The 26,763-nt window shown below is 37.0% G+C and carries 21 protein-coding genes and 1 tRNA gene; 15 read left to right on the top strand and 7 right to left on the bottom strand.

Features of this window, described 5'->3' with window-relative positions; genetic code table 11:
- Nucleotides 1-107 precede the first annotated feature (107 nt).
- The gene (locus P256_RS04485) at nt 108-1,307 is read left to right on the top strand and encodes an amino acid aminotransferase (RefSeq protein ID WP_023272493.1); all 1,200 of its coding nucleotides are present in this window, start codon (nt 108-110) and stop codon (nt 1,305-1,307) included.
- A gap of 63 nt (nt 1,308-1,370) precedes the next feature.
- Here the strand turns inward: P256_RS04485 and betA are convergent, their stop codons facing one another.
- From betA to betI, 3 genes are all read right to left on the bottom strand, one after another.
- Nucleotides 1,371-3,077: a choline dehydrogenase gene (betA, locus tag P256_RS04480; protein ID WP_023272492.1), complete on the bottom strand. Its 1,707-nt coding sequence runs from the start codon at nt 3,075-3,077 to the stop codon at nt 1,371-1,373.
- 78 nt (nt 3,078-3,155) lie between these two features.
- Nucleotides 3,156-4,625 carry a betaine-aldehyde dehydrogenase gene (betB, locus tag P256_RS04475; protein WP_023272491.1) on the bottom strand — a complete coding sequence of 490 codons (1,470 nt, stop codon included), beginning with the start codon at nt 4,623-4,625 and terminating at the stop codon, nt 3,156-3,158.
- Nucleotides 4,622-5,230: a transcriptional regulator BetI gene (gene betI, locus P256_RS04470; protein WP_040331813.1), complete on the bottom strand. Its 609-nt coding sequence runs from the start codon at nt 5,228-5,230 to the stop codon at nt 4,622-4,624. The genes betB and betI overlap by 4 nt, the downstream gene beginning before the upstream one ends.
- A gap of 634 nt (nt 5,231-5,864) precedes the next feature.
- Between betI and betT the strand changes: the two genes are divergently transcribed.
- From betT to rapA, 7 genes are all read left to right on the top strand, one after another.
- On the top strand, nt 5,865-7,943 hold the full coding sequence (gene betT, locus P256_RS04465; RefSeq protein WP_023272489.1) for a choline BCCT transporter BetT: 2,079 nt from the start codon (nt 5,865-5,867) through the stop codon (nt 7,941-7,943).
- 22 nt (nt 7,944-7,965) lie between these two features.
- Complete coding sequence (locus P256_RS04460) at nt 7,966-8,589, top strand: MarC family protein (RefSeq protein ID WP_040331644.1); 624 nt, start codon at nt 7,966-7,968, stop codon at nt 8,587-8,589.
- A gap of 220 nt (nt 8,590-8,809) precedes the next feature.
- Nucleotides 8,810-9,232: a DoxX family protein gene (locus P256_RS04455; RefSeq protein WP_023272487.1), complete on the top strand. Its 423-nt coding sequence runs from the start codon at nt 8,810-8,812 to the stop codon at nt 9,230-9,232.
- Nucleotides 9,233-9,424: 192 nt separating this feature from the next.
- Nucleotides 9,425-10,726 (top strand): MFS transporter, encoded by a 1,302-nt coding sequence (gene tcuC / locus P256_RS04450; protein ID WP_023272486.1) that lies wholly within the window; start codon nt 9,425-9,427, stop codon nt 10,724-10,726.
- A 111-nt stretch (nt 10,727-10,837) separates the two neighbouring features.
- Nucleotides 10,838-10,927, top strand: a tRNA-Ser gene (locus P256_RS04445).
- Nucleotides 10,928-11,138: 211 nt separating this feature from the next.
- Complete coding sequence (locus P256_RS04440) at nt 11,139-11,783, top strand: RluA family pseudouridine synthase (protein ID WP_023272485.1); 645 nt, start codon at nt 11,139-11,141, stop codon at nt 11,781-11,783.
- Between the two features lie 115 nt (nt 11,784-11,898).
- The gene (gene rapA / locus P256_RS04435) at nt 11,899-14,733 is read left to right on the top strand and encodes an RNA polymerase-associated protein RapA (RefSeq protein ID WP_040331643.1); all 2,835 of its coding nucleotides are present in this window, start codon (nt 11,899-11,901) and stop codon (nt 14,731-14,733) included.
- Nucleotides 14,734-14,774: 41 nt separating this feature from the next.
- Here rapA and P256_RS04430 read toward each other — a convergent pair whose 3' ends face one another.
- Nucleotides 14,775-15,788, bottom strand: coding sequence for an AI-2E family transporter (locus P256_RS04430; RefSeq protein ID WP_023272483.1), 1,014 nt, complete (start codon nt 15,786-15,788; stop codon nt 14,775-14,777).
- A 90-nt stretch (nt 15,789-15,878) separates the two neighbouring features.
- On the bottom strand, nt 15,879-16,562 hold the full coding sequence (gene fabR / locus P256_RS04425) for an HTH-type transcriptional repressor FabR (RefSeq protein ID WP_040331812.1): 684 nt from the start codon (nt 16,560-16,562) through the stop codon (nt 15,879-15,881).
- A gap of 155 nt (nt 16,563-16,717) precedes the next feature.
- Here fabR and P256_RS04420 point away from each other — a divergent pair, with 155 nt between their 5' ends.
- Nucleotides 16,718-17,791, top strand: coding sequence for a flavin reductase family protein (locus tag P256_RS04420; RefSeq protein WP_023272481.1), 1,074 nt, complete (start codon nt 16,718-16,720; stop codon nt 17,789-17,791).
- A gap of 12 nt (nt 17,792-17,803) precedes the next feature.
- Complete coding sequence (locus tag P256_RS04415) at nt 17,804-18,898, top strand: fatty acid desaturase family protein (RefSeq protein WP_023272480.1); 1,095 nt, start codon at nt 17,804-17,806, stop codon at nt 18,896-18,898.
- A 33-nt stretch (nt 18,899-18,931) separates the two neighbouring features.
- Here the strand turns inward: P256_RS04415 and P256_RS04410 are convergent, their stop codons facing one another.
- A complete protein-coding gene (locus tag P256_RS04410; RefSeq protein ID WP_023272479.1) occupies nt 18,932-19,267 on the bottom strand; it encodes a hypothetical protein in 336 nt (111 codons plus the stop codon).
- A gap of 198 nt (nt 19,268-19,465) precedes the next feature.
- On the opposite strand from P256_RS04410, the gene P256_RS04405 reads away from it, so the two are divergent.
- Nucleotides 19,466-19,903, top strand: coding sequence for an Ivy family c-type lysozyme inhibitor (locus tag P256_RS04405; RefSeq protein WP_023272478.1), 438 nt, complete (start codon nt 19,466-19,468; stop codon nt 19,901-19,903).
- A 67-nt stretch (nt 19,904-19,970) separates the two neighbouring features.
- Here the strand turns inward: P256_RS04405 and P256_RS04400 are convergent, their stop codons facing one another.
- Nucleotides 19,971-20,672, bottom strand: coding sequence for an SIMPL domain-containing protein (locus P256_RS04400; protein ID WP_023272477.1), 702 nt, complete (start codon nt 20,670-20,672; stop codon nt 19,971-19,973).
- A 455-nt stretch (nt 20,673-21,127) separates the two neighbouring features.
- On the opposite strand from P256_RS04400, the gene P256_RS04395 reads away from it, so the two are divergent.
- The 4 genes from P256_RS04395 (at nt 21,128) to pstC (ending at nt 26,762) form a co-directional block, all read left to right on the top strand.
- Nucleotides 21,128-22,504, top strand: a complete 1,377-nt coding sequence (locus P256_RS04395; RefSeq protein WP_023272476.1) for a diaminobutyrate--2-oxoglutarate transaminase — start codon at nt 21,128-21,130, stop codon at nt 22,502-22,504.
- A gap of 3 nt (nt 22,505-22,507) precedes the next feature.
- Nucleotides 22,508-24,025: a pyridoxal phosphate-dependent decarboxylase family protein gene (locus P256_RS04390; protein ID WP_023272475.1), complete on the top strand. Its 1,518-nt coding sequence runs from the start codon at nt 22,508-22,510 to the stop codon at nt 24,023-24,025.
- 246 nt (nt 24,026-24,271) lie between these two features.
- On the top strand, nt 24,272-25,303 hold the full coding sequence (locus tag P256_RS04385) for a substrate-binding domain-containing protein (protein WP_040331810.1): 1,032 nt from the start codon (nt 24,272-24,274) through the stop codon (nt 25,301-25,303).
- A 79-nt stretch (nt 25,304-25,382) separates the two neighbouring features.
- Nucleotides 25,383-26,762 carry a phosphate ABC transporter permease subunit PstC gene (gene pstC, locus P256_RS04380; RefSeq protein WP_023272473.1) on the top strand — a complete coding sequence of 460 codons (1,380 nt, stop codon included), beginning with the start codon at nt 25,383-25,385 and terminating at the stop codon, nt 26,760-26,762.
- Nucleotide 26,763 lies beyond the last annotated feature (1 nt).

Raw genomic sequence — 26,763 nt, 5'->3', positions numbered from 1 at the left:
TAAGACTATAGTCGGGCATATTTTTTTGTGTTTGTGTGAAATCTATGCACACCTGAGTATAAATCTATGTATATAATGATGAAACAATAGAGTGGACAGAGTGAATTATGTTTCAGCATGTTGAGCCGTATGCAGGCGACCCAATCTTAACACTAATGGAAAAATTCCAAAAAGATGAGCGTGACAATAAAGTTAATTTAAGTATTGGCTTATATTACAACGAAGAAAGTATTGTTCCGCAATTTAATGCAGTAAAGACAGCCGCTTTAGAAGTTGGTAAAAATGTAGATAAAGCAAAACTTTATTTACCAATGTCTGGTTTAAAAAGCTACTGCGATGCAACACAAGCGTTGTTATTGGGTGAAGAAAGTACTGCAAGAGCTGAAAAACGTGCTGTTACGATTCAGACACTTGGTGGTTCAGGTGCATTGAAGATTGGTGCAGATTTTCTAAAGAAATACTTTCCAAAATCGAAAGTATGGGTAAGTCAGCCAACTTGGGAAAATCATATTGCAATTTTCCAAGGTGCAGGTTTTGAAACTGCTGAATATCCATATTTTGATGCACAAACAAATGGTGTTGCATTTGAAGCGATGTTAGATTGCTTAAAGCAACTTCCTGAAAATGACATCGTATTGTTACACCCTTGCTGTCATAACCCAACAGGTGCAGATTTGGTGCCTGAGCAATGGGATAAAGTGATTGAAGTATTACTTGAACGTAAAGTTATTCCTTTCTTAGACATCGCATACCAAGGTTTTGCTGAAGGTCTAGACAAAGATGCTTATCTGATTCGTGCATTAGATAAAGCAGGTGCTAAGTTTATTTTAAGTAACTCTTTCTCTAAAATTTTCTCACTTTATGGTGAGCGTGTTGGTGGATTAACTGTTGTTTCAGAAACAGTTGAAAGCGCTGAAAATGTATTTGGTCAGTTAAAAGCAACAGTACGCCGTGTTTATTCTAACCCACCAACAACAGGTGCGTTACTTGTAGATGCAGTATTAGAAAATGATACGTTGCGTGCAGATTGGGAAGCTGAACTACAAGGTATGTGTGAGCGTATCGCAAAAATGCGTACGATCTTACGTGATGAGCTTGAAAAGCGTTTACCGGGTAAAAACTTTGATTACCTAGTAAAACAACGTGGTATGTTTAGCTACACAGGTTTAACACCTGAGCAAGTAGATTCATTGCGTGAAGACTATGCAATTTACTTACTTCGTAGTGGTCGTATGTGTGTTGCAGGCTTAAACCAAAAGAATGTTTATTATGTTGCTGAATCTATTGCAAAAGTTTTAGCTAACTAATATTCAAAGTATAAAAAAGGACTGCTTGTGCAGTCCTTTTTTAGTTCATGAAAGCAATAAAAACTATTGCATCATATCTTCAGTAAATTCACGCTTTGGTGCTTCGCGTACAGGTTTGTTATCTGCTTTATAATACGGTGCAGTTGAACGCGGTAATTTTTGTCCACGTATTGCATCTGCAACTTTTTCACCAATCATGATGGTCGTTGCATTAAGGTTACCCGTAATAATAATAGGCATAATTGATGCATCAACGACACGTAAACCTTCTAAGCCGTGTACACGACCTTCATGATCTACCACAGCCATATCGTCCGTACCCATTTTACAGCTACCACATGGGTGGTACGCCGTTTCTGCATGATTACGCACGAACTCATCAAGTTGTTCATCAGTGACAACATCTTTACCCGGACTAATTTCACGACCACGATATTCATCTAAAGCAGGTTGATGCATAATTTCACGTGTTAAACGAATACAGTCACGGAATTCTTGCCAATCTTGTTCTGTAGACATGTAGTTGAACAATAAGCTTGGGTGGTCATGTGGGTTTAATGATTTAATGCGTACTCGACCACGAGATGGTGAACGCATAGAACCTACATGAGCTTGGAAGCCGTGTTCTTGTACGCCGTTGCTACCATTGTAGTTAATGGCAACAGGTAAGAAGTGGTATTGAATATTAGGCCATTCAAACTCAGGACGACTACGAATAAAACCGCCTGCTTCGAATTGGTTTGACGCACCAACCCCTTCACCTAAGAATAACCATTTTGCACCAATTGCAGGTTGGTTATGCATCTGCAAAGCAGGGTAAAGAGATACAGGCTTCTTTGCTGCATATTGTAAGTACAGTTCTAAGTGATCTTGTAAGTTTTCACCAACACCCGGTAAATGATGAACAACAGGAATACCAAGTTCTTCTAAAAATGCCTGATCTGCAACCCCTGAGCGTTGCAAAATTTGTGGAGATGCGATGGTTCCTGAACAAATAAGTACTTCACGGCGAGCTTTTACAACCGTTGGTGTAGTGCTTTCACCTTGAAGATACTGTACGCCTGTTGCGCGTTTACCTGAAAATAAAACCTTATCTGTGACCGCATGTGTCACAATCGTGATATTTGAACGTTTTTTAGCAGTATCAAGATAACCACGAGCAGTACTTGCACGGCGACCTTGTTTCGTTACTGTACGATCCATCGGGCCAAAACCTTCTTGTTGGTAGCCATTTAGGTCGTCTGTACGTGGATAGCCTGCCTCAACACCAGCATCAACCATTGCATGGAATAAAACATTGTTGCCAGTTTTTGGTGTAGCCACACTAACAGGGCCCTCACCACCATGATAGTCATTTGGACCAATATCACGTGTCTCAGCTTTACGGTAGTAAGGCAGGCAGTTTGCATATGACCAATCTTCTAAGCCGGGAAGTTTTGCCCAGCCGTCAAGATCCATCGCGTTACCACGAATGTAACACATCCCGTTAATTAATGATGAGCCACCTAAACCTTTACCACGACCACACTCCATACGGCGGTTATTCATGTTTGGTTCTGGGTCTGTTTCATATGCCCAGTTATAACGGCGACCTTGAAGTGGGTATGCAAGGGCAGCTGGCATTTGTGTGCGAAAATCGGCACGGTAGTCAGGACCACCTGCTTCTAGGAGTAAAACTGTTGTATCTTTATCTTCAGTGAGGCGTGTTGCAAGTACATTACCTGCGGAACCAGCACCAACAATAATGTAGTCATATTCTTGATTTGCCATAATTCTATCCTTATTGTTTAGCGGTAATATAGGAAAGAGGCATACAGCATATGTGTATACCTCAAATGAGGAGAAGCTTTAGAAAATAGACGCGTATTCGCCCATTTCAACTTGTACAGATTTGATGCGTGTATAGTGCTCTAAAGTTGAGATCCCATTTTCACGCCCAACGCCTGACTGTTTGTAGCCACCCACAGGCATTTCTGCAGGTGATTCTCCCCAAGTATTAATCCAACAAATACCCGCCTCAATTTGATGAATAATACGATGTGCACGTGATATATTTTCACTGACAACACCCGCAGCAAGACCAAAGTGAGTATTGTTTGCACGAGTAATCACTTCTTCTTCTGTTTCATAAGTGAGTACACTCATCACAGGGCCAAAAATTTCATCTTTTACAATGTCCATATCATCTGAACAATCAGTGAAAATTGTTGGCTCTACATAAGCACCTTGTGCAAGTGAATCTGTTGTTGCACGTTGACCACCGCAAAGTACAGTTGCACCTTGTACTTTACCTTTTTCTAAATAAGAAAGTACTTTTTCCATATGTGGGAAACTGACTAAAGGCCCCATATTGGTTTGTTCATCCATTGGGTGCCCAAGGCGAATATTTTTTACGCGTTTTAGAAGAGCCTGTTCAAAATCATTTTTGAGGGCTTTAGGAACAAATATGCGTGTACCATTTGTACATACTTGACCTGTACTAAAGAAGTTAGCCATCATTGCAACATCTGCTGCACGTTCAAGGTTTGCATCTTCACAAATAATGAGTGGTGACTTACCACCAAGCTCCATAGTTACTTCTTTTAAAGAAGAACTTGCAGCAGTTGCCATTACTTTTTTGCCTGTAGGGACAGAGCCTGTAAATGATATTTTTTCAATGACAGGATGCTCTGCAAGCATTGCACCAACTTCACCAAAGCCTTGAACAACGTTAAATACGCCAGCAGGCACACCTGCTTCAGTGTAAATTTCAGCCAATTTAAATGCAGTGAGTGGTGTAACTTCACTTGGTTTGAAAATCATGGCATTACCTGCTGCAAGAGCCGGTGCAGATTTCCAAAGTGCAATTTGAATAGGGTAGTTCCAAGCACCAATACCTGCGACAACACCTAAAGGTTCACGACGTGTATAGAAAAAGCTAGAGTCACGTAAAGGGACTTGTTCGCCTTGAATTGCAGTTGCGAGACCTACGTAATACTCTAAAACATCTGTACCTGTAACAATATCTACTGTAGATGTTTCGCTATATGCTTTACCTGTATCTAAAGTTTCAAGTTCTGCTAGCTCATTATTACGTTCACGAAGTAGATCTACAGCGCGACGTAAGATACGTGCACGCTCTACAGCTGTCATAGCAGCCCAAACTTTTTGCCCTTGCTGTGCACTTTCAACAGCCTTTTGTACATCTTCTTTAGATGCACTTTGAATATGTGCAATAACCTCACCAGTTGCAGGGTTTATGGTGTCAAAGGTTTTATCTTGTGATGAATTTACGTATTCACCGTGAATATAAAGCGGATGAACAGGTGTGTTACTCATGATTCAATCTCCTGCAACTTAATCTGTGTATTTAAATAGTTGTAAGCAATATGGCGTGCTTGCGCTGCATCAAATGTATCTTGATAGCTCATTAAGCTACCTCGTAACCAAAGACCATCAATGAGTGCTGCCATACCTCGTGCTGCAATATCTGCTTGTTGTTCTGGTAACAATTTAAGGAAGTAATACCTTAAATTAGAGTATAATCTTTGATCGTTTACTTTTTGCAAACGTTGTAGTTCAGGGGTATGCATACTTGCTGCCCAAAACTCTAGCCATAAGCGCATTGCTTTCGCACTTGTTTGGCTTGCATCGAAATTTGAGTCAATAATTGCTTTAATCGTTTCAGCAGGGTGGCTATCTGAGTCTGCCCGATATTGATCTGTTTGCAGTCTTAGCTCATTCAGCATTGCACGCATGCAAGCATTAATTAAACCTTGTTTATCACCAAAGTAATGGCTCACAATACCTGTGGATAACCCTGCTTTTGCTGCAATTTTGGCAATGGTCGTATTGGTTAAACCAAGTTCATAAATAACATCAAAAGCAGCATTCATAATCTGCTCGCGACGAATGTGCTCAGGTTTTACTCGACTTGTATTCATACTACCTAATGCCATCTTCATGTTAAGAAATGATGTATTTTAACGATAATATCGCCTGATTTGCACAATAATATATCATTGATTGAACGTTCAATCAATTGGTGTATAATCGACCATGAAAATGTTGTTGATTTACTGTATTTTCGTTTCTAAATGAGTAGTTGTTTAGTTATTAGGGCTAGGTTTGATGAAACTTAGGTGGAACATTAAAGTCGTGAGGGTTTTTAAATACAGTAGGATGTACTGTATGCCATAATTTATCCTTTAATCCTTTTTAAGGTATTAAAGTTGGTGTAAACCGAATAAGATTCAATCAGTATCTTTGTAACTGGATCTATATTCTGTCATATCGTTATTCTATAGTTTTAACTCGGCGAGTTAATTCTATTATAAATATGAAAGATTCATTCATTTCTCGCTTTTTAGATGAACCATCAGGTTTGCAGACCTGTCCTAGATGTGTGACATCTTCGAAAAATAAAGTGCAGTAGCTACATCGAATGTATAAGTGCCTAAATATCTATAATCTGAGTATTATGGTGAATAAAGGTGCTTATAAGTTAGACACAAGTTTGTGCATTTAAAACTTTTACATCAAGTAAAAGTTATTTTTTATGAATAAAAAGAGGATTGTATGAATCAAGATAACTCCTCCAGTACTCACAAGATTGTACCGACTGAAGATAAACTTAACCGTGTGGTTTTTTATTTTTCTGCGGGACTTGTGGTGGTGTTTTCCCTATTTACCATTTTTTTTAATGCCGAAGCTTCGAAAGCGTTAGATGTGGTATTAGATTGGGTAACATCTACATTTGGCTGGTATTACTTTGCAATAGCTTCCTTATATATTGTTTTTGTTCTTTTTCTTGCTTGTTCTCGCTATGGTGAAATTAAGTTAGGGCCTAAACACTCTAAACCTGAATTTAGTATGATCAGTTGGGCATCTATGCTCTTTGCAGCGGGAATAGGCATTGACTTAATGTTCTTCTCAGTGGCTGAACCGATTACACAATACATGCAGCCCCCTGTTGGACAAGGTCAAACAATTGATGCTGCACACCAAGCAATTACATGGACTATTTTCCACTATGGCCTAACGGGCTGGTGTATGTATGCCTTAATTGGTATTGCACTTGGCTATTTTGCTTACCGTTATAATTTACCACTGACTGTCCGTTCTGCACTTTATCCAATATTTGGAGATCGGGTGAATGGCATGATCGGGCACCTTGTAGATATTGCTGCAATTTTAGGTGCAATTTTTGGTCTTGCAACGACCTGTGGTATTGGGGTTGTACAGTTAAACTATGGTTTATCACTAATTTTTGGTGTGCACGAAGGTTTAACTGTGCAATCATGGCTGGTTGTTTTTGCCGTATGTATTAGTATTATTTCCGCAACAACGGGCGTAGATAAGGGTGTAAAATTCCTTGCTGAGTTAAATATTTACTTCGCAATTGGTCTTTTACTATTTATTTTATTCTTAGGCGATACGAAGTTTTTACTCAATGGCTTAGTTCTAAATATTGGTGATTATCTTAGTCATTTTACATCAATGACCTTAGATACTTTTGCATATAACCAAGATCAGAATAAGCATACAACAGAGTGGGTTCGTGACTGGACGCTATTCTTTTGGGCTTGGTGGATTGCATGGGCGCCATTTGTTGGCTTGTTCTTAGCACGTATTTCAAAAGGTCGTACAATTCGTGAGTTTGTTGTAGGTACTTTAATTATTCCTATCTTATTCACTATTGCATGGTTATCTGTTATGGGTAATAGTGCGTTGTACCAAATTATTCATGGTAATTTACAGTTTGCTCAAGAAATTTTAGCAAAGCCTGAACTTGGTTTTTACAAGCTCTTATCTTTCTACCCATGGTTCTCGTTTACTGCTGTTTTAGCCTTTATTACAGGCTTATTGTTCTATGTAACTTCAGCAGATTCTGGGGCAATTGTTCTTGGTAGCTTCTGTTATCGCTTAAAAGATGTAAATAGTGATGCTCCGAACTGGATTCGTATTTTCTGGTCTGTCGTCATTGGTGTTCTTACAATTGCAATGCTGATGTCGAATGGTATTAGTACTTTGCAAAAAGCAACCGTCATCATGGGATTACCATTTAGCTTTGTGATGATTTTTGTGATGATAGGCATTTTAAAATCATTAAGGTTAGAAGATCATCGTTCACAAAGTGCATTGTTAAATGCAGCCCCTGTAGTTGGTAACGTTGATATTTTAAATTGGAAACAACGTTTATCACGTGTAATGCACCATCCCGGGAAAAAAGCAACATTACAGATGCTGAATGATGTATGTAATCCAGCATTAGAAGAAGTAATGAAAGAGCTGAAAGAAAAGGGGGTTGCTGTTAATCTATCGATTAATAATATGGAAGAGGAGCTAGATAGCGAACTTTACCATATTGACTTAACGGTGGATTTACATGACGAGCAAAATTTTGTTTACCAAATTTGGCCACAGCGTTATCATGCCCCTGAATTTAGTAAACGTAGCAAATTAGGAAATACTTATTACTACCGCTTAGAAACATTCTTGTTTGAAGGTAGTCAGGGGAATGACTTAATGGGCTATGACAAAGAGCAAGTCATTAATGATGTGTTAGATAAATATGAACGTCATTTAACATTCTTGCACTTAAACCGTGAAACAACAGTAGGTAAAACACTAAGTTTCCCAGACCCTAAAGACTAGTATTTTTGAGTAGCGCCATAAGATGTTAACCTCTTATATTCACTCGTTTGCGTTGTTATTTTCGCTTCTAAACCCATTCCTTATGAGTATTTATATGGTTGGGATGATTAGAAACACAGATGCGAAAATATTTAATAAAGCATTAATACAAGGCAGTTTTATTGCCTATGCAGTATTTGTTTTTTTTGCGTGGGGTGGTGAAGCGATTTTTAATAGATACTTAAATGTACGTTTTGAATCATTTCAAATATTTGGAGGAATCATCTTTTTGGTGATTGGCTATCGCTATGTCTTTCAAGGTGCAGACACGATTGGTGATATTCGTGCTGCACCTGAGCATCTAGCAGGGACGGTTGCCATGCCTTTTATGATTGGGCCGGGTACGATTAGTGCTGCTGTTGTAATGGGTATGGATATAAAAATTTGGGGTGCAATAGCAGTTATTGCCGTGACCTTATTGCTGACATCTTCTATTTTAATGCTAATGAAATTTTTGCATGATAATTTGCGCTATAAGCATGCAAAGTATGTCGATTATTACTTTGATATTGTTGGTCGCTTATCAGCTCTGCTGATTGGTACGATTGCGATAGATATGATTGTTACAGGTATTACGCGTTTGGTGCAAAATGCAGGAATACATTAATCGATTTATAGTGTATCAAAACAAAAAAATTATAAAATAATACACTCTAAATGCATGGATAATATTAATTTTAAGAAAGTCTTTGCTTACATGGAAAATAAATAGAAATTATCTCGTTCTATTTATAGAACAGAGAAGGCTTTTTGTGATGTTTTCTTTAAATCATGAATGACTAAAATAAGTACATATTATATAAGTTACCAAATATAGGAATACTACAGTGAATAATCTACGTTATTTCGATTTCGGATCATCAAAATCATTTTTCTTACTTGTTGCACGTATCTTACTTATCGTTTTATTTATCCTTTTTGGATTGCCTAAAATGATTGGATTTAGTGGGACAGTCGGTTATATGGCATCTTTACATGCGCCATTGCCCGGTCTTGCAGCAGCAATTGCAGTATTAATAGAGGTAGTGGGTTCAATTCTTATTATACTTGGATTTTATACTAGACCATTAGCTATTGTCTTTGCACTATATACTTTGGGTACAGCTATTATTGGTCATGCGTATTGGTCGATGACAGGTGATGCAGTTCAAATGAATATGATTAATTTTTATAAAAACGTTAGTATTATGGGTGGCTTTCTATTATTGGCAGTAGCGGGTCCTGGTGCGATTTCTTTAGATAAACGTTAATCGTAAATAAAATACTGTTATAAAAAGGATGGCTCAGCCATCCTTTTTTATTGAGGAAAAAAGAAAAAGTGATTTCTACTTTAGTATAAAAACGGCCATTCTTTAGTCTATAGGTAAGATTTTTTTAAGTTTCAGTAAACGTTTTATACATACGCTTTGGGTTAGTTTAGTAAAGCGACTAGGAGTGTCGAGATGCAAGCAGGACGTCAGCAATCTCGTATACGTGATATTTTTAATGTCACAAGTGGGAATTTTTTAGAGCAATATGACTTTTTTCTCTTTGGGTTATACGCCAAATTTATTGGAGAAACATTTTTCCATTCAGAGAGTACTTATGCGGCGCTTATTAAAACATTTTTAATTTTTGCAGTTAGTTTTTTTATGAGACCAATTGGTGCGCTTGTATTGGGTCCATATGTTGATCGTATAGGTAGAAGAAAAGGGCTGATGGTGACGCTAACCATTATGGCTTTTGGCTCTTTGGTAATAGCTTTTACACCTGGCTATGAAACGCTTGGTCTTGCAGCATCACTGCTCATATTGGTTGGTCGTTTAGCACAAGGCTTCTCTGCGGGTGTAGAGCTTGGCGGTGTCTCTGTATATTTGTCAGAAATTGCAGATGAGCATAATAAAGGGTTTATTACCAGTTGGCAGTCGGCAAGTCAGCAAATAGCTGTTATTTTTGCGGCTGTATTGGGTTTTGCTGTAAACCAAATTTTCACAGTTGAGCAAGTCTCACAATGGGCTTGGCGTATACCATTTATTGTTGGCTGTATTATTATTCCAGTGATTTTCTATTTGCGTGGAAATCTAAAAGAAACTGAAGCATTTGAAAATAGAAAAGAAATTCCAACAATGCAGCAAATTTTTGCGACTTTATTAAGTAATTGGAAAGTCGTCGTTGCAGGAATGCTTATGGTCGCAACCACAACAACGATGTTCTACTTTATTACGGTATATACACCAACATATGGTAAAGAAGTATTACATCTCACAACGAAGCAAAGTCTTATTGCGACAATTGCTGTTGGAGTAAGTAACTTTATTCTATTGCCTATTGGTGGAATGCTAGCAGATAAATTTGGACGTAAAGTCATGTTGATGACAATGACAATTCTGATTTTATTTTCTGCATATCCACTTCTAAACTGGCTTACTACAGAAATTACACTTACAAGAATGTTGATCGTCTTAAGCTGTTTTTCTCTAATGTATAGTTTTTATAATGGTGCAATGGTGGTAACTTTAACAGAGATTATGCCAGCATCTGTGCGTACAGCAGGTTTCTCAATTGCATATAGTTTAGCTACATCGGTATTTGGTGGCTTAACACCTGTAATTTCAACATATATTGTTAAAGAAACAGGAAGTCAAAGTACACCAGCATTTTGGCTTATGAGTTCTGCGGTACTAAGTTTAATCGCTTGCTTATATATATTCTCAGTTGCAAAATTGCACCACAGTTCAAAACTTGTACCAAAAGGGCATTCGTAAAGTTACTTTTTAATCAAAAATTCATAATTTGGCGAAACAATATTCAGTTGAGTCATTTTTTGTTTAAAACTGCTTGATCAAAGGCAGGAATATTTATAATATACCGCACATGGAAGCGTGGCAGAGCGGTTTAATGCACCGGTCTTGAAAACCGACGAGGGTTTACCCCCTCCGTGAGTTCGAATCTCACCGCTTCCGCCAAATTCTAAAAAGCCACTGAATAGTTCAGTGGCTTTTTTTATGCTATTCAATAAATTCTTTGTATGTATCTAATACAAAATATGACGTATTTACCTGAAAACCATATAAATTATTAAAAAATACAATATGTAAGACATTTTCTATTGTATTTCTAATCTAAGCTTTTTATCATGGCACGCCTTATTTTTCGCGATTGGCTTGGGACTAAGTTTTGAGTAATTTTCTAACCGAACATTTGATTCATCGTGATGTAGACTTTATGATTGTTCATAAGCCTGCAGGATTACTCAGTGTGCCAGGTAAAGGTGAAGCACTGTATGACAGTGTACTTACAAGATTGACTGCGTTAGAACCAAAAACATTATTGATTCATAGATTAGATAGAGATACATCTGGGATTTTAGTCTTTGCTTTAACAAGACTTGGGCAAAATAAAATTTCTAGACAGTTTCAAGAGCGTCAAACAAAAAAAATATATCAAGCTTTGGTTGTTGGAAAGTTAACAGGCCAAGGTGAAATTAATATTCCAGTAATTTACGATGAAACACGTCCGCCATTACATATTGTAGATGAATCTCACAAGAAGCCTGCGATTACGCATTGGGAAGTATTAGAGCAGTTTGAACTCAATGGTCATTGGGTGACACGTGTTCAATTAACACCTATTACAGGTCGTGCTCATCAGTTGCGTGTTCATATGCAGTATTTGGGACATCCTATAGTTGGTGATACATTGTATGCATCAGCTGAACAGCAAACATGGTCAGATCGTTTATGCTTACATGCATACCAGTTAGATTTTTACCATCCATATACAGACAAACAGTTACATTTTGAATGTGCTGTACCGTTTTAACATATTTTAAAAAATTGATCGTATTTCAAACTCACTTTTTAGTGATTTTTATGCGAAAATATTTGTATTAAAACTAAGAACACTTTCATTGTTTTTAGTATGACTTTAAAAAAAGGTGAGAAAATTGCAACAGTTCGCTATTGGTCAACGTTGGTTATCCGATACAGAAACGGAACTCGGTCTAGGTGTTGTTATTGATGTGGATGAGCGTTCTGTCAGCATTTTATTTCCTAAGAGTGATGAAACGCGTGTTTATGCAAAAACGAATGCGCCATTATCTCGTATTATTTTTAATACGAAAGATGAGTTACATGATCAAGAAGGTTTAATTTGGAATGTTGAGTCTGCTGAAGAGCGATTTGGTGTTATCCGTTATCATGCTGTGCGTACATTAGAAAATGGTGAAGTTGAGAGAAAGATGCTCAATGAAACGCGTTTAGGTGCACATATTCAACTTTCTAAACCATTAGATCGTATACTTGCAAGTCAAGTGGACTCAAAAGCTTGGTATGACTTACGTATAGAAGCATTACAAATGCAAGCGAATATGCAATCAAATCCATTACGTGGTTTGGTTGGTGCACGAGTAGGCTTAATCCCTCATCAGCTTTATATTGCACATGAAGTGGGTAAGCGTTTTGCACCGCGTGTACTTTTAGCCGATGAAGTGGGCTTGGGTAAAACAATTGAAGCGGGTTTAATTATCCATCAGCAGCTCAAAACAGCGCGTGCTGAGCGTATTCTTATTCTTGTTCCTGATTCATTACAATATCAGTGGATGATTGAAATGCGTCGCCGTTTCAATCTAAACTTCTCTATTTTTGATTTGACGCGTACAGCAGCAATTCGTGAACATGATCCTGAGCTAAACCCATTCCATACGGAACAGTGTATTATTGCAAGCGTAGACTTAATGGTCGATCACGAAGATTTACGTGAGCAAGCGTTAGAAGCAGGATTTGATCTACTCGTTGTCGATGAAGCACATCATTTGATGTGGAATGAAGAAGAAGGCGGCAATGACCGCTATGATCTTGTAGATGAGTTTGCAGAGCAAACCGCAGGTGTCTTACTTTTAACTGCGACACCTGAACAATTGGGTGTAGAAAGCCACTTTGCACGTTTACGCTTATTAGATCCACAGCGTTTTAGTAGTTTAGATCGTTTCTTAGATGAAGAAGAAAAGTATAAACATACTGCAAAAATTGCTGAAGTTTTAATGTCTGATATACCGCTCACAGAAGATCATCTACAAATTGTAGAAAAGCTACTTGGGCATCGCATACAAGATCAGGAAGACCAACGTTATCAAGCGATTCAAGAACTTCTTGATCGTCATGGTACAGGACGTATCTTATTTAGGAATACTCGCGAGGCCATTCAAGGTTTCCCGGGTCGAGACTGTCAGCCTGCACCATTACCTGCACCAAGTACATGGTCTAAAAATGGTAAGTTACGTGAACAAATGTGGCCTGAAGAAGCGCAAATTGATGGTGCTTGGATGCAACATGACCCACGTGTTGAATGGCTCATGGAGATTTTACGGAAGGATCTCAAACAGAAAAAAGTTTTACTGATTGCACGCAGTGGCCCTGTGGTAGAAGCATTAGAGAATGCCTTACGTTTGCATGCAGGTATTCGTACAGCAATGTTTCATGAAAGTATGAGTTTGTTAGAGCGAGATCAGGCTGCGGCATATTTTGCTGAAGATGGCGGCGCACAAATTTTACTATGCTCTGAAATTGGTTCAGAGGGGCGTAACTTCCAGTTCGCAAGCGATCTAATTTTATTTGACTTGCCTGCAAATCCTGATGTGCTTGAACAGCGTATTGGTCGTCTTGACCGTATTGGTCAGGAAAACCGTATTCAAATTCATGTACCTTACTTGCTAGGAACAGCACAAGAAAGAATGTTCCGTTGGTATAATGAAGCGTTAAATATTTTTAATCATATTTCGCCAACAGCACAGACATTACAAGAGAACTTTATTGTAGAGTTGAAAGATTGCTTACTTGAAAATAAAGGTCAAGCGTTTGAAGATGTTCTAACACGTGTGACTGTTCAACGTCAGGCATTAGAGCAAGAAATGCAAGAAGGTCGAGATCGCTTACTCGAATATAACTCATGTCGTCCTGTTGTGGCTCAGAATATTGTGCAAGCTTTAGATGATTATGATGACAACTCAACATTACCAATGTTTGTAAAAAGATTTATGTCTTCTACAAATATCGATTTTGATGAGCAAAGTAATGGCACAGTAATTATTAAGCCAACGGACCAAATGCAGGTGCAAGGTTTAACACTTGAAGAAGATGGTATGACGGCAACGTTCTATCGTGATCAAGCGCAAATTCGTGAAGATGCACAGTATTTAACCTTAGAGCATCCATTCATTGAAAGTATGATGGAAATGATTCGTACACAATCTTTTGGTAGTACGAATGTTGCCTTACTTAAATCAAATGCGATTAAACCTGGGGCTGTATTGGTTGAAGTATGGTTTAAGGTAGATGTTATTGCACCAAAAGCATTGAGTCTTCCTGCAAGTTTGCCAACGCAATTAATCCGTGTGTTACTCAGTGAAAATGGACAAGATCTGTCACAAAAAATTGCTCCTGAAATCTTGCGCCCACACCTTAAACATTTAGATGGTAATAGTTGTCGTCAAATTGTTAAGGCTCGACGTGATACTGTTGAAGAGCGTTATGAGCAAGCTTTAGGTTTAGCAAAAGAAAAGCTACCGATGTTGAAAGAGCAAGCTAAAGAGAATTATGGGAAACAGTGGCAATATGAGATTGATCGTTTAACTTATTTGAAAGCATTTAATCCAAGTATTCGTAAAGATGAAATTGAACGATTACAGCGATTACAAGCAGAAGGTTTAAGTTTATTGGATCATCTTTCTGTAACGCCTGAAGCAATTCAGATTCTAGTTACAGTAAAAGCTTAATTAGATGATAAAAAAGCCCTCAATATGAGGGCTTTTTTTATTTAGATCATTTTTGCTTGTTTAAGCTCGAGTTTTAAATAAGCATAAAAGATAGGAGCAGCAATGAGCCCACCCATGCCAAAAACTGCTTCAAAGATAAGCATGGCAAGTAATACTTCCCAAGCCTTTGCATTAATTTTTGTGCCAATGATTTGTGCATTAATAAAATATTCAAGTTTATGTATAAGTACTAAGTAGACTAAACATGCTGTAGATACGGGTAAGGAGATCGTCAGTCCTGCAATAACAATAAGCGAGTTAGAGATTAAATTACCTGCAATAGGAATTAGACCAAAAATAAACGTTAAAATGGTGAGTGTTTTAATAAATGGTAAGGTGACATGAAATATAGGAAGTAAAATAAAAGCGAATATAATAAATAATACTGTGTTAATAAGTGAAATTTTGATTTGTGCAAAAACAACATTACGAAATGAAGTTGCAAGATAAGTCACACGATCAAACATTGCTGTTTTAAAAGCAGGCTCATTTTCCTTTGAACGAGTTTGCATTGAAACCAAAATACCCACAATAAGACCAATGAGTGCTGTTGCAATATTATGTAATAAGTCTGTACCTGCATGTCGCAAAGTTTCTATATTATCTTTTAGAAAATCAACAATATTGTCTTTTGTGTCTGAGACATCATCTGGAATATAGCTTGGTAAGTAATGAGCAATTTCTTGTTGAATACTTGCTAATGTTTTATCAATTTGATTACTAAAGGCGGTTAATCCAGAGCCTTGTAGGTCGTGGAGTACGAAATTTATTAAGCTCGTTAAACCTAAAATAAGGATAGATACGATAAGTAGACTAAGAACAATACTTGAAATAATTTTAGTTTTATTACTTTTGGTATAACGGTCAATAATAGAGTTTAATGAACGAATAATTTCATAAATTAAAAAACCTGCAAAGAAGCTAGAGAGTAAATGCAGTGGAATGATACAAATTAATGCAATAAATACAATAATATAGCTTGCAATAACACATTGGCGGTCACTGAATAGGTTCATAGTTTATCGGCTTTTATTAGGTATATGAGTAATAAGGTTTCTTTATAGTAATAGATATATTATGAAATATGACTTAAAGGAGCTCAACTTTTATTTGTGCTTATGGTCTAAAATTCGTGCTCCTTCTAAAATCATGCGTATCATCAGCATAGTTTGTTCAGCAGTTCTACGGCGTTCTTTAGGCGGTAGGTCTAAAACTTTTGCGCCCATATTAAATACAAGCTGTGTAATACCAATTGCAACAATTTCAGGGTGTGCCATTTTACTATTGTGCAAATCTTCTAAGCGAACTAAATCTTCTTGTAATTCTTGTTGAAAAAAGTTCAGCTGTTGTTCTACAGCTTGCTTATATGAAATTGAACCAGTGTATCCTTCACGTAAAAGCAGGCTTAAATAGCCCTCATCTGTATCGAGCTGTTGCAAGAATATTTCGACTGATGAACGAATAATACTTTCTTGTTGTGTTGCTTTAAGTCGAGCTTCACGAATAATTTGACGTAAAACAAGACCAGCACGATTAATCAGTTCGATTGCAAGTTCGTCAATATCCTTAAAATGACGATAAAAACTATTTGGAGCAATACTGGCTTCACGTGCGATTTCGCGTAAGCTGAGAGAGGAGATACTTTTTTGAGGTCCAATAAGGTTAAGTGTCGCTTGGAATAACTCTTCTTTTGTAATAGTTGCTTTTCTACCCACTGTACGTGTTGAAGTTTTTATAGGGCTTGCTGAGACATCAAGTGAATCAGAGTTTGTTGTTGAAGAAGAGGTCATACTATCCATTGCAAATGAGCTTTACTTTGAATTATAGCCTTATATTTATCAAATAAGGAATAGAGTAACGAAATGTTTTCAAGGTCAGTAAATACTATACATACATATATACATGTGTATAATAATTCAAAAGTCATAAATTAGAGATGACCTAGATGCATGTCGTACAGCGAAAAAGCCAAACTTTAGATTTTTTATCAGGCAGTGTTTGTGATAGCAATCTGCTTAATTTTTGGATGCAAAAAATTAATCCATTATGGTCTACACGCCAAATATTGGGACAGATTTGCCAAAAAGAGTATATCACTGCTGATACTGTTTCATTAAAAATACGTTGTAGTAAGCGTATGAACTTTGGTATTGCTGGTCAGCATCACCCTGTTATTGTTGAAATTGATGGCCGTCGATTAGAGCGAACGTATAGTTTGACTCAATTGGATGAGCAACATGTAAAACTGACACTAAAAAAAGTACCAGATGGGAGAGTAAGTACTTGGCTATGTGAAACATCTAAAATTGGTGATGTGATCGAATTTGGTCAGCCCTATGGCGAAATGTTGCCGCAAAATTATGATGATAAACAGTTAATTCTATTGGCTGCGGGAAGTGGTATTACGCCAATGTATAGTATGTTGTATGCATTGGCAAAATCTGGTGAATTAGCAAACTATCAAATACATTTACTGTATTGGGTTAAGTATGAAGATCAGGCTGCTTTTGTAGATATTTTTGAGCAATGGGCTACAACATATTCTCAATTTACCTTTGATGTTTTTTATACGCAATCGGAAACAGCCACAGCATCGCGTTTAAATGAAGAGCATGCACAAGAAATTGAAAATCTTGATCATAAAGTTGTATTTGCTTGTGGGCCATCTGGATTTGTTCAGTTAGCACAGCAAGTTTTTCAAGATGCGAAATTCTTTGAAAGTGAAGCATTTAGTTTATCTCCTTCTGAAAATACAGAAGTGGGAACAGTACAGGTAACGCTTACTCGTTCAAATCGGACAATTGAAATTCCGAAAGGGCAGTCTATTTTAGATGCGCTTGAAAATGCAAATGAGAAACCTATTTCAGGTTGTCGTATGGGAATTTGTAATAAGTGTTCTTGTCATAAAGTAACAGGAACAACAAAGAATATAGCCACACAGTCAGAAAACTCAGAGCCTGGCAGTTCATTGCGGATTTGTGTTAGTTCTGCAAAATCAGACCTTGTTTTAGATTTATAAGAGAGCCATATCATGAATATGCGGGTGAAAACAGAATTTTTTAAGAATCCTAAAAATCGTGAGTTAACACAAACTGAATTAGATGGTTTGGCTCAAGAATTGGATCAGATTAAACAAGAAGTTTTAGATGACTTAGGTGAAAAGGACGCAAAATATATTCGTAAAGTATATTCGGCTGTTCGTTATACAGGAATTGCAGGACGTGCATTGTTATTTGCAGGATGGTTCCCACCAGCACTTATTTTAGGTGCTGGTCTGCTTGGTGTTTCTAAAATTATAGAGAACATGGAAGTTGGCCATAATGTAATGCATGGTCAATATGACTGGATGAACGATCCAAAGTTTATGGGACAAAACTACGAATGGGATATTGTTGGTACGGCAGATAACTGGCGTCAAACACATAACTATACGCATCATACATATACTAATATTAAAGGTATGGATGATGATATTGGTTATGGATTGCTTCGTCTTTTTCCTGAGCAACGGTGGAAAAAAGGTCATTTATTACAACCTTTATATAGTCTTCCATTTTGTGTGCTATTCCAGTGGGGGGTTGCGATACAAAATCTTGAACTTGGAAAATTCTTTGTAGGGCGTAAGACGAAAAAAGAGTTATGGGATGAGTGGAAGCCCGTTCAAGATAAAGTCGCGAAACAATTATTTAAGGACTATGTATTTTTTCCTTTGATTGCAGGACCAAGTGCAGTTCCTGTGCTCGTTGGAAACTTAATTGCAAATGGTATTCGCAATGTTTGGACATTCAGTGTGATTTTCTGTGGACATTTTACAAAAGATGTTGAGGTATTCCCAAAAACAGTTTTGCAAAATGAAAGCAAAGGGCATTGGTATATGCGCCAAATTCGTGGCTCTTCAAATTTAAAAGGTTCAGAGTTATTTCATATTCTGACAGGTCATTTAAGTCATCAAATAGAACATCATCTATTTCCAGATGTACCTGCGCGCCGTTATAGAACAATGGCACCTAAAGTAGAAGCAGTATGCCGTAAATATGGCTTAAATTATAACAATGCCAGCTTATTTAAGCAGTCTAGTCAAGTTATGGGGCGCATTTTAAAGTATGCATTCCCATTTAAAAAGTAAACTAAAAAAGCGCAGTTATACACTGCGCTTTTTTTACATTAGAATATTATGGTGTTGGCATACTATTTTAAGTGATGCACGTATGTCATTCATATTTTCATCACATTCAATTTCAATATAGTCGTAATCTACACGTTCTGCATGACTAGGTTTAATTTGAATCATGACCGTGTCATGAAGCAACTTAATTTTTTCGATAACGTTGATAAACTCACTGTCAGTATCATTTAAAGTCAGTATGAGCTCATTGTTGGCATCTTGACTAAGAATAACGAAATCAATGGGGTCATCGATGTCATCATAAAATGCAATGGATGGATAAATGTCTTCTTGAAGAAGATTTACATGATGAGCATGAAAGTATTTCATGATAATAACAGTCTATAATATATTTGAAAAAATGCATTATATCCTCAAACTTAATTGATTGACTTAAAAGCCTATTTATTTCTTTGTTGAAGCTTGGACGTTATTTGCATTTTTGAAAATAAAATATACATAATCGTAAAAGATATAGAATTAAAAAATGAAATAATGATGATTCAGAAACCTATAAAGAAGTTGAAAATGAAAAAATTAATGCTTTTAACTTTTTTGACTACAGTAACTATTGCAACTGTACATGCAGCAGAGGTGAATAGCCTTTTATCTGATAAAGGTGCCCAAGCCGAGTTTAAAAAAATTAGTGCAAATAAAGCACTGCCAAGTTGGACTAAATATGAAGCAACTTCTTCACCAACGAAAACAGTGACCATAGCGGGGAAACAGTATTCAGTTTTTAATGCATGTAAACCACATAATTGCTTTGCAGAACAAGTAGCAGTTATTTATTCACCATCAAGTAAAGCAATATCATCAGTATATTCTAAGTTCGATGATAAGAAGGGGACAGAGCAACTCACTTGGATGACGAATCAGCCAGAAATATCAATAGAGCAAAAAACTGTTTTACTTGCATCTATTACAGGCGCTTTAGAAAACTATCCTAAGAAATTTAATTTTTAATCTAAGCAATATACTTTTCTTCAAGTGGAGTAGCCGATGAGTGAGGCTACTCCGTAATTTAGAAGACTTATTTTAACTGAATACTGCCATTTGCATTGACAGTAATTTTTGTATTTCCTGCATCAAAATTTTGCGATGTATCGGCATTGATTGTTGCTGCTTTTGCAAAGCTTGCACGTAGCATCATAGGTTGAGCAAACTGCTGATTATTGTTGGTATCTATATTTAGGTTAATCAATTGGTATGTATTTTTTTTCCAAACTTGAGTGAGTGCATTCGCACGCTCTTGGAAGTTTTTTGAGGCTTCTAATAAAAGCTCATTTTCAACTTTTTTTCTTTGGTTATCAGAAACATTAAAGTGAATTGAGGAAACTTGGAAGCTCGACTGTAGCTCATTAATTAACATACTCATGGCTTTAAAATCACTACTTTGTAGCTGTATTTCTGCACGACCACGCCATTCTTTTAGCTTCTGATTGTCATCATAAATTGGGTAAGTACTTTGAGTTCCAGTTTTTGTCTGAACTTGAGGGTATTTTTTTGTTGTAGCAATCCCCTGATTCATAATAGATGTAATCTGATTTGCCAATTCACTTGGTTGTTTACTACTTTTTTCGATAAAAAGTGTTGCTTGCATTTGGTCATTATTTACATCTTTTGAAGCATCTGCTTGTATATTAACCACATCGTAGTTTAATGGGGTGTTTTCTGCTGCAAATGCTGGCGCAGACACGGCACAAAAAAGAGCTGATAATACTAAAAATCGCATAAAAATATCCTATAGTTTCGATATAAAATATTACGCAGAGTTTTTTCTAAAACAGATTTTTTTTGTAGCGCATTTGTTAGACTTTTGATAATTTTTCATAAAACTGAAATGATCTAAAGATTATTATAAACAATAAGTTAAAGAAATATATTTTTATTTTTTGAAATTTTTAGTCCTAAAAAATTTAGAGATAAAATTTAATTGTAATCTTTAATTTTGAGATTCAACACAATCATGTTTACACTAAAGATTGAGTTGATAAAAATGATGGCTTAATTTAATAAAATAAAGTTTTTAAGGGTCTTTATTTTTATATAAAAAAGCGTATCATCGCCCTCCTAGTTAATAAGTTCTATATCTTGATATTTAACTAGAAATTCTAAAAGCGCCGAGTCAAAAGACCACACGTCACCAGACTTATTTCTTTCAACCCTTATCAGAGATGGTAATCCGATATGAGCGTTAATTCTGTAAATCCAGCCACTAATAATTCTACTAACGAATACTACCTGACTCGCCAAAGTCAGATGGAATCGAATGTTCGTAGTTATCCACGTAAATTGCCGTTAGCAATAGCGAAAGCACAAGGTTGTTGGGTTACTGATGTTGAAGGTAAAGAATACCTCGATTGTTTAGCTGGGGCAGGGACATTGGCTTTAGGCCATAACCATCCTGCAGTGATCCAAAGTATCCAAGACACACTTGCAAGTGGTGTTCCATTACATACTTTAGATTTAACAACACCGTTAAAAGATAAGTTTTCTGAAACACTATTATCTTATTTACCGGGCGGTAAAGAAGCATATTGTTTACAGTTTTGTGGCCCATCTGGTGCAGATGCAACAGAAGCTGCGATGAAGCTTGCAAAAACATATACTGGACGAGGTGCTGTAATTAGCTTCTCTGGTGGTTATCATGGTATGACACATGGTTCATTGTCTGTAACAGGTAACTTAGGCGCAAAAAATGCCGTAAGTAACATGATGCCTGGTGTGCAGTTTTTACCATATCCACATGAATACCGTTGCCCACTTGGTCTAGGTGGTGAAGCTGGTGTTGATGCATTAACTTACTACTTTGAACAGTTTATTGAAGATGTAGAAAGTGGTGTAACTAAGCCTGCTGCTGTTATTCTTGAAGCGATTCAAGGAGAAGGTGGTGTTGTTGTTGCACCAACGAAATGGTTACGTAAGATTCGTGAAGTGACTGAAAAGCACGGCATTCTATTAATTCTTGATGAAGTACAAGCTGGCTTCTCACGTTCAGGAAAAATGTTTGCATTTGAACATGCAGGCATTGAACCAGATATTATTGTAATGTCTAAAGCAGTTGGTGGTAGCTTACCATTAGCTGTACTTGGTATTAAGCGTAAGTTTGATGCATGGTCACCAGGTGCGCATACAGGTACTTTCCGTGGTAACCAACTCGCAATGGGTACAGGTCTTGCATCTCTACAAGTCATTAAAGAGCAAAACCTAGCACAAAATGCTCAAGAACGTGGCGACTATATCCAAGCAGAAATTAAGAAGCTTGCTGCACAGTTCCCATGTATTGGTAATGTGCGTGGTCGTGGTTTAATGATTGGTGTTGAAATTGTTGATGAGCGTTTGCCAGCAGATCATATGGGATCTTTCCCTGGTGACTCAAAATTAACAGCAGCATTACAAACAGCTTGCTTTAATAATCAATTACTTCTTGAGAAAGGTGGTCGTAACGGTACAGTAATCCGTTTACTTTGCCCACTTATTATTAGTCAAGAAGAAACTGAAGAGTTGATTAAACGTTTCACAAAAGCAGTTGCTGAGGCTTTAACCGCTGTACGAGGTGCTTAATCTATGGTTGATTTTGCACAACATCGTCAATCATTGCTTTGCAATGATGCACAATCTATTGCTGACTATGAGTCAGCAATGGAGAAAGCAACTGAAGCCGTGAGTGCTTGGTTGCAAAATGATAAAATGTATACAGGTGGAAGTATTAAGGAGTTGCGATCTGCAATTTCTTTTAATGCAACTAAAGAAGGTTTGGGTGTACAAGCTGCGCTACAGCGTATGATTGAACTCTTTTTAAATAAAAGTTTAAAGGTACATCATCCACATTCTTTAGCACATTTACACTGTCCAACAATGGTTGTAAGCCAAGTTGCTGAAGTACTGATTAATGCAACGAACCAATCTATGGATTCGTGGGATCAAAGTCCTGCTGGTTCTTTGATGGAAGTTCAACTTATTGACTGGCTTCGTCAGAAAGTAGGTTATGGTACAGGGCAAGCAGGTGTATTTACATCTGGTGGCACGCAATCTAATTTAATGGGTGTTTTACTTGCACGTGATAAGTGTATTGCTACTCATTGGAATGGACATTCGGTACAGCGTGATGGTATTCCAAGTGATGCCATGAAAAATGTGAAAGTTATTTGTTCTGAAAATGCTCATTTTTCTGTACAGAAAAATATGGCATTAATGGGTATGGGTTTCCAATCTGTTGTTACTGTTCCTGTAAATGCAAATGCTCAGATGGATACGAAAGCGCTTGAAGAAACGATGGCGCAGTTAAAATCTGAAGGAAAAATTGTGGCATGTGTTGTTGCGACAGCAGGTACAACAGATGCGGGTGCAATTGATCCATTAAAAGAAATTCGTGCAATTACTGAAGCTTACGGCACATGGATGCATGTAGATGCAGCATGGGGCGGTGCACTTATTCTTTCTAATGACTATCGTCATTGGTTAGATGGGTTAGAGCTCGCTGATTCTGTGACTTTGGATTTTCACAAGCATTATTTCCAAACGATTAGTTGTGGTGCATTCTTATTAAAAGATGAAGCGAATTATCGTTTTATGCACTATGAAGCAGAATATTTAAACTCTGCATATGATGAAGAACATGGTGTGCCAAACCTTGTTTCTAAATCATTACAAACAACCCGTCGTTTTGATGCTTTAAAATTGTGGATGACTGTTGAAGCATTAGGTGAAACACTTTATGGTTCAATGATTGATCATGGTATTAAATTATCTCGTGAAGTAGCAGACTATATTCAAGCAGATGATGAATTAGAATTGTTGATTCAACCACAATTTGCATCTGTACTCTTTAGATTGGTTCCTAAAGGATATCCAGTAGAGTTTATTGATAGTTTGAATCAGAATGTTGCAGATGAATTATTTGCACGTGGTGAAGCAAATGTCGGCGTAACTAAAGTTGGTGAGACTCAGTCTTTAAAAATGACTTTGTTAAGCCCTGTTGTAACATTGGATAATGTGAAAAGTTTATTATCTCAAATTACAGTAGAAGCAAATCGTATTAAAGATGATATTGTTTCAGGTACGTACACACCACCAATAGACTAAGTGTTTGATTTATAATAAAAGGCTGCCTTTAAGGTGGCCTTTTATATTGTTGTTTTAGTGTTAATTTAAGGTCTGTTTAATATTAAAAAATTAGAATAATATTCAGTATTACAAATTATAATTAAAGTGTCATAAATCTGTAACTAAACTGTCATTTAAAAAAACCAAAATATATTCCAAGCGAATACGACGAAGATATTACTCAGTACCATCAGTGATATCAATTTGAGGTTTTGAGAGATGACAATGAAATTAAGTAAAAAATATGCAGCACTTGCATTGGCAATTTCAGGCGCAGTATGTGCTGTAAATGCAAATGCAGCACGCGAAACAATTCAAATCGCAGGTTCTTCAACAGTGTTACCATACGCAAGTATTGTGGCTGAAGAGTTTGGTAATACTTTTCCTCAATTTAAAACACCAGTTGTAGGTTCTGGTGGAACATCTGGTGGTTTAAAACAGTTCTGTCAGGGTGTTGGCGACAATACAATTGATATTGCAAACGCATCACGTAAAATTAAAGAATCAGAAGTAGAAAGCTGTAATAAAGCAGGCGTGAAAAAGATTCAAGAAATTAAAATTGGTTATGATGGTATTGTATTTGCCTCAAATTCTTCTAAGCCAGCTTTCCACTTAAAGCCATATCATGTATTTACTGCATTGGCGGCTGAGTTACCGTCAAATGGTAAGCTTGTAGCAAACCCATATACACATTGGAATCAAATTGATCCAACTTTACCAAATGAGCCAATTACATTGGTAATTCCTGCATCTAACCATGGTACACGTGAAGTATTCCAAGAAAAAATGGTTGAAGCAGGATGTGAAACGTATAGCTACTTCAAAGGCCTAGCAAAAGAAGCTCAACAAAAAGCATGTTCTAATTTCCGTAAAGATGGTCGTGTTGTTGAAATATCGGGTGATTACACAGAAACTTTGGCACGTTTAAAGACATCTCCAAATGCTGTAGGTGTATTTGGCTTAGGATTCTATGACCAAAATAAAGACCGCCTACGCGTTGCGACGGTAAATAATGTTATTCCAAGTGAACATACTGTATTAGATGGTACTTATCCTGTATCTCGTCCATTGTATTTCTATGTGAAAGGCGAGCATGCAAAAGTAATTAAAGGGTTACCTCAGTATGTTGAATTTTTCTTAAATAAAAAGACTTCAGGTAAGGGTTCAAAACTTGATAAAGCAGGTTTAATTCCTATGGCTGATGCTGAGCGTGCTCAAATATTAGCTGACTTTAAAGCAGGTAAATCTGTTAAGTAATTAGTTATAAAATAAGGTGGAGTGGGGTATAACCCATTCACACCTTTTTTATATTGTAGAAATAAATAGCGGAGAGAAGATGAATCTGCTTCTTATAGGTGTATTACTTGCTTTAATTGCTATTGGTTATCAGCTTGGTCTGAGAAAAAGCCGTAGTATTGCAGGCCAAGGAAATAACTCAGCTTTATTGCATTCACGACCTGGATATTATGGAACACTCGTTGCATTGTGGTGTGGTATTCCATCATGTCTAATTTTTCTATTGTGGAGTATTTTTGAACCTATGATCTTGAGTCATATGGTTTTTAATCAGCTCCCTGCAGATGTTTTATCTCATTTAGATCCAGCAGGAAAGTCAGTTTTACTCGATAGAGTAAAAGCAATTGCCTCAGGTTTTGGGATTACAGACCATGCACAACCTTATGAGCTGGCTATTGCAAAACAATATGCTGAAGCGTTGAGCATTGGAAAATATGCACAATTTACATTTGTGGTATGTATTGCTTTAGCTGGATTGGTGTTCGCAAATAGAAAGATTAATAAGAAATTCCGTGCTCGTAATTATGTGGAACGTATTATTAGTGTAAGCCTTGCACTATGTTCAGGTGTGGCAATCTTAACGACAATTGGTATTGTCATGTCAATGTTAAGTGAAGCATTAAGGTTCTTTCATTTTGTTAGTCCAGCACAGTTTTTCTTAGGACATGAGTGGAATCCTGGTTTTAGCACAACAGGAAATGCCGAAGGAAGTTATGGTTTATTGCCGCTATTATGGGGCACTATTTTAGTAAGTATTATTGCGCTTCTTGTAGCAATTCCTGTGGGATTGTTTATCGCAATTTACCTTGCTGAGTATGCAACGCCACGTTTAAGGTCTTGGGTGAAACCAACGATTGAAATCCTTGCTGGTATCCCAACAATTGTTTATGGGGTATTTGCATTAATGGTTGTTGGCCCTTTCTTCAAAATGCTTGGAGATAGCGTGGGTTTACATATTAATGCAACAAGTGCGTTAACTGCTGGGTTTGTTATGGGCGTAATGATTATTCCATTTGTTTCTTCATTATCTGATGACATTATTACCCAAGTGCCAAGAACGTTACGTGATGGATCATTGGGTTTAGGTGCAACTAAATCGGAAACAATTCGTCAAGTTGTTTTACCTGCAGCACTCCCAGGGATTATTGGCGCATTCTTATTGGCTGCTTCTCGTGCTATTGGGGAGACAATGATTGTTGTTCTTGCAGCAGGAAATAGCCCACTTCTTCAAATTAATCCTTTAGAAGCGGTTTCAACAGTTACCGTAACTATTGTAAACCAGTTAACAGGCGATACAGATTTTGCGAGTCCACAAGCTTTAGTCGCATTTGCATTGGGTTTAACGTTATTTGTAATTACTTTAGGCCTCAATATTGTTGCACTGTATATCGTGCGTAAATATCGCGAGCAATACGAATGAG

Origin of the sequence: Acinetobacter nectaris CIP 110549, from assembly GCF_000488215.1 — a bacterium.
In the GTDB taxonomy this organism is placed as follows: domain Bacteria; phylum Pseudomonadota; class Gammaproteobacteria; order Pseudomonadales; family Moraxellaceae; genus Acinetobacter; species Acinetobacter nectaris.
Note: the sequence above shows the minus strand (reverse complement) of the source record. Positions and strands in the feature narration are given on the sequence as shown.

Coding starts and splice junctions, on each gene's coding strand:
- P256_RS04405 (WP_023272478.1), top strand. CDS start 19,466: ATGAAAAAATTAATGCTTTTAACTTTTTTGACTACAGTAACTATTGCA.
- P256_RS04460 (WP_040331644.1), top strand. CDS start 7,966: ATGTTAACCTCTTATATTCACTCGTTTGCGTTGTTATTTTCGCTTCTA.
- P256_RS04430 (WP_023272483.1), bottom strand. CDS start 15,788: ATGAACCTATTCAGTGACCGCCAATGTGTTATTGCAAGCTATATTATT.
- P256_RS04415 (WP_023272480.1), top strand. CDS start 17,804: ATGAATATGCGGGTGAAAACAGAATTTTTTAAGAATCCTAAAAATCGT.
- P256_RS04400 (WP_023272477.1), bottom strand. CDS start 20,672: ATGCGATTTTTAGTATTATCAGCTCTTTTTTGTGCCGTGTCTGCGCCA.
- P256_RS04395 (WP_023272476.1), top strand. CDS start 21,128: ATGAGCGTTAATTCTGTAAATCCAGCCACTAATAATTCTACTAACGAA.
- betB (WP_023272491.1), bottom strand. CDS start 4,625: ATGAGTAACACACCTGTTCATCCGCTTTATATTCACGGTGAATACGTA.
- betI (WP_040331813.1), bottom strand. CDS start 5,230: ATGAATACAAGTCGAGTAAAACCTGAGCACATTCGTCGCGAGCAGATT.
- pstC (WP_023272473.1), top strand. CDS start 25,383: ATGAATCTGCTTCTTATAGGTGTATTACTTGCTTTAATTGCTATTGGT.
- P256_RS04385 (WP_040331810.1), top strand. CDS start 24,272: ATGAAATTAAGTAAAAAATATGCAGCACTTGCATTGGCAATTTCAGGC.
- betT (WP_023272489.1), top strand. CDS start 5,865: ATGAATCAAGATAACTCCTCCAGTACTCACAAGATTGTACCGACTGAA.
- P256_RS04390 (WP_023272475.1), top strand. CDS start 22,508: ATGGTTGATTTTGCACAACATCGTCAATCATTGCTTTGCAATGATGCA.
- P256_RS04410 (WP_023272479.1), bottom strand. CDS start 19,267: ATGAAATACTTTCATGCTCATCATGTAAATCTTCTTCAAGAAGACATT.
- P256_RS04485 (WP_023272493.1), top strand. CDS start 108: ATGTTTCAGCATGTTGAGCCGTATGCAGGCGACCCAATCTTAACACTA.
- fabR (WP_040331812.1), bottom strand. CDS start 16,562: ATGACCTCTTCTTCAACAACAAACTCTGATTCACTTGATGTCTCAGCA.
- tcuC (WP_023272486.1), top strand. CDS start 9,425: ATGCAAGCAGGACGTCAGCAATCTCGTATACGTGATATTTTTAATGTC.
- P256_RS04420 (WP_023272481.1), top strand. CDS start 16,718: ATGCATGTCGTACAGCGAAAAAGCCAAACTTTAGATTTTTTATCAGGC.
- betA (WP_023272492.1), bottom strand. CDS start 3,077: ATGGCAAATCAAGAATATGACTACATTATTGTTGGTGCTGGTTCCGCA.